We start from the raw sequence: 3,928 nt of genomic DNA on the forward strand, positions 1-3,928 counted from the left end.
GCCGCCACAGGTGCATGAACGAGCCGTAGAAGAACGGGTCGCCCTCCGACAGGATCGCGACGTCGCGCCCGGCGCCGAGGTGGTCGGCGAGTTTACCGGCCGCCTCGTCGTAGAAGCCCGCGAGCGCGGTGACGTATTCCGGATGCTCGGGATGGATCTCGGTGGTGTAGGGATAGGCCAGTGCCATCTCGCGGTCCGGATCGCGCAGGATCGCGTCCGCGATGGTGCGGGCGTTGCCCCGCCGGCCGCGCTTGCAGAAATGCACCAGCACCGGCGCGCGCATCAGGATGCGCTGCGCCTTCACGGTCAGCAGATCCGGATCGCCCGGGCCCATGCCGACCCCGTAGAGCGTTCCCGTCATCGCCGCCGCGGACAGCTCCTCGGTCGGGCCGTCGAGGCGTTCGAAACCGTCCATCACTCGACCTCGCTGGCGAGCGCGTTGATAGCGGCGGCCGTCATGGCGCTGCCGCCGCGCCGCCCGTGCACGACCACGAACGGCACGCGGCCGTCCCGGGCCAGCGCCTCCTTCGATTCGGCCGCGCCGACGAAACCCACCGGGATGCCGATCACCGCGGCCGGAGGCGCGACGCCGGCGTCGAGCAGCTCCAGAAGGCGGAACAGGGCGGTCGGCGCGTTGCCCACCGCCACGACGCTACCCGGCAGGCGTTCGCGCCACAGCTCCATGGCGGCTGCGGACCGCGTTGTGCCGAGGCTCCGGGCGAGCTCCGGCACGCGGGGATCGCCGAGCGTGCAGACCACGTCGTTATCGGCGGGCAGCCGTGCCCGGGTGACGCCGTCGGCGACCATGCGGACATCGCACAGGATCGGCGCGCCGGCCTTCAGGGCCGCGACGCCCGCTTCCGCGAAGCCCGGCGACATCTCCACATCGGTCGGCAGGTCGGTCATCCCGCAGGCATGGATCATGCGCACGACGACGCGCTCGGCGGCGCCCGACCAGCGTCCGAGATCCGCCTCGGCGCGGATCATCGCGAAGGAGCGCGCGTAGATCGCGCCGCCGTCGCGGATATACTCATAGCGGGACGGGGATTCGTGGGCCGCGGCCGGCTCCGATCCTGTCTGGCGCAGGGCGTTCTGGCTCGCGCTCATGCCGGTCTCCTGGTCCTCCCGCTGTCCGTCCAGGTCGTCTCCGGCGCGAAGGCGGCGGACAGCCCGACGATCTTGGCTCTTCCTAACCGCTCCAGCACGGCCTCGATAGGGAGATGCATCGCCGGCTCATCGGCGGGGGCACCGCCGATCACCACGCCGTACAGACCATCGCGACCGACGAGGGTCAGGTCGGCCGGCCCCGGTCGGGCGCATCCCTTGGCGCATCCCGAGACGTGCGCGGCGTGGCCCAAGGCCGCCAGGGGAGCGAACGCCGCCGCGAGGCGCGCCGCATCGGTGAGGGTCCGGGTCGACCCGGAGGCGCAGCCCGGGGCACCCGTGCAGGCATCGATCGCCCGCCGCGGGTCGTCGGCGGCAACGATGAAGTCCATCGACAGGGCCTCTCGCACCGCCGCTGCCGGGACGTCCGGGGGGGCCAGGAGCATGAAGCCGCGGGTCGGCGAGAGTCGAAGCTCGTCCGCGCCGAGCGTGACCGCGGCATCCGCGAGCCGGTCGAGGGCCTCGGCCGTACAGCGACCGAAGGGTGCATCGATGGCGAGGATCTGAAGGTCCTGTCCGCCTCGTGGCTGCCGGGCTTGGCCGGGCCATACGCTTTCGCCTCCGCGCGCTGCGACGTGTGGTCGCTTTCCGCTCCGCAGCGCCTCCGTCAGCGTCGCCCTTTCGTCTTCCGACAGATCGCGCATCCGGCGCCGGCCGGTCCGCGCGAAGGCGGTGAGCACGGCGGCTACCACGTCGGGCGCTTCCCGTTCCCCGCAGGTCAGAAGATCCTGCCGCCCCTCGCCGCAAGCGATCGTGATCGCAACGCGGCCGGGTCCGTTAGCGATCACGGCGCAATCGGCCTCCGCGGTCGCCCGATCGACGCGTCCCTCGATCACGACCAGGGTCTTGGCCGGCAGGCCGGGAATCGTCAGCCCCGCCGCTTCGACGGCACGGGCCAGTCCCGGCACGTCGATGGCCTCCTCCGGATCGCGGCCCGCCAGCGGGCTCGTGAGCGTCAAGCGCTGAGGCCCGCCATCGGCCCGCACGTCGCCGAGGCCCTGGGCCGAGAGCCACGCGGCAAGGGAAGCCTGCGTCGCCTCGGTGACGCCCCGGATCTGAAGATTGGCCCGCGCGGTGAGATCCAGGTGCCCGTTCCCGAAGCGCCGGGCGCCCTCCGCCACGGCGCGGGCCTGACCGAGCGTCAGGACGCCCAGGGGCGGGTGTACCCGCGCCAGCAAGCCGTCGCCCGTGGGCATCGGCCGGGTCAGGCCGGGGCACCAGCCCCGACGGCTGGCCGCCTCGGGCAGCGCACGTCCATGCAGGCGCGGAGCGACGCTCATTCGGCGGCCTCGTGCAGCAAGGCGTCGGCCGGAAGAGCGTTGCGCCGGCTGTGCCAGAGTCCCCGGTCCCGGGCGGCGTCGAACCGTTCCAGGATCGCCCGGGTGGCCGCGGGGTTGGCGGCCCGCAGGCGCTCGAACACCTCGGTATCGGCGATCCAGGCGGCGTACAGCGTCTCGAAGCCGGCATCGGACACCGCATCGCTGGCGGCGGCGAGGACGAAAACCGCATCGAGCCCCTGAGCCAGCTCCTGCGCGCCGCGATAGCCGTGACGGAGCTGGGCGGCGATCCAGCGGGGATCGGCGAGGCGGCCTCGGATCAGGCGGGCCGCGTCCTCCCGGGCGGTTCGGGCTTTCGGTCGCTCCGGCTGCGAGACGTCGAGGCTGTAGAGCGCGGGGCTCGCCCCCTCCAGGGCAGCGGCGGCCGCGAAGCCGCCCATCGCGTCCACAGCGGCATCCCCGTCGAACAGATCGCGCTCGGCCACGTCGAAGGCGTGGAGATAGGCGTCGGCTCCCGCCACCCGGGCGGAGAAATCCGCATCCGGCGCCTCGCGGTCGCCATAGGCGTGCGTGCTGGCCGCAAGATAGGCGCGACCGAGATCGGCGCGGCCATCCCATGTGCCGTCGAGGGCCGTCGCGGCGGTACCGGCGCCGTAGCGGCCCGGCGCAGCGCCGTAGACCCGCACGGCCGTTTCCCCCCGTCGGCGGGCCGCCGCCAGCGGGTTCTCGTCGTCGGCCTCGTCCCTGTCGGCCACGGCGCGGGTCGCCCGGTCGAGCAGCGCCAGGGTCTCCGGGAATGTGTCGCGGAACGCCCCGGAGACCCGCACGGTGACGTCGATCCGGGGCCGGTCGAGCATGGCCAGCGGAAGGATCTCGAAACCGGTGACGCGAGTGCTGGCATGGTCCCAGACCGGCCGCACGCCCATGAGGGCGAGGGCATGCGCCACATCCTCGCCGCCGGTGCGCAGTGTCGGCGAGGCCCAGAGATCCATGACGATCCGGGCCGGATAGGCACCCTCGTCCTGAAGGTAGCGGGTCACCACGGCGGCAGCGGCCCTCTCACCGAGGAGCGCGGCGGCGCGGCTCGGGATGGCCCGCGGGTCCAGGGTCGCGAGGTTGCGTCCGGTGGGGAGCACGTCGCTGCGCCCGCGGGACGGCGAGCCGGAGGGCCCCGGCCGGACGAATCGGGCGTCGAGAGCTGCGAGCAGCCCGGTCCGCTCGGAGGCGGCGCTTGCCAGCACCGCCTCCGCGGCCTCGCCCGGGGCTCGGGCGAAGACGTGGAGACCGTCGCGGAAGACGGTTTCGCCGAGGTCGCAGAGATGCGCGTCCAGCCGGGTCAGCGCCTCGTCCATCGGCGTGTCCGGGCCGATGCCGGCGCCGTCCAGCAATCCGGCGGCCTCGGCCTCCTCGAGGATGGCGCGGGCCACCAGTTCGGCGCGGCGGGGATCGAGCACGCTCGCGGCGGCGTATTCCTCCACCAACTCGCG

4 protein-coding genes are annotated in these 3,928 nt (G+C 73.4%); all 4 read right to left on the reverse strand.

Translation table 11 applies throughout. The annotated features are described in order from the left end of the window. The coding region (locus I53_RS00185) for an SAM-dependent methyltransferase (RefSeq protein WP_043345294.1) at positions 1–415 on the reverse strand (415 nt) is incomplete at its 3' end. After that, on the reverse strand, positions 415–1,107 hold the full coding sequence (locus I53_RS00190; protein ID WP_257787421.1) for a precorrin-8X methylmutase: 693 nt from the start codon (positions 1,105–1,107) through the stop codon (positions 415–417). The genes I53_RS00185 and I53_RS00190, both read right to left, overlap by 1 nt. Further along, positions 1,104–2,444 carry a precorrin-3B synthase gene (gene cobG / locus I53_RS00195; RefSeq protein ID WP_043345295.1) on the reverse strand — a complete coding sequence of 447 codons (1,341 nt, stop codon included), beginning with the start codon at positions 2,442–2,444 and terminating at the stop codon, positions 1,104–1,106. The genes I53_RS00190 and cobG overlap by 4 nt, the downstream gene beginning before the upstream one ends. Continuing rightward, a partial coding sequence (locus I53_RS00200; protein WP_043345298.1) for a cobaltochelatase subunit CobN occupies positions 2,441–3,928 on the reverse strand: 1,488 nt, incomplete at its 5' end. The genes cobG and I53_RS00200, both read right to left, overlap by 4 nt.

Origin of the sequence: Methylobacterium sp. B1 (genome assembly GCF_000333255.1) — a bacterium.
GTDB classification, from domain to species: Bacteria; Pseudomonadota; Alphaproteobacteria; order Rhizobiales; family Beijerinckiaceae; genus Methylobacterium; species Methylobacterium fujisawaense.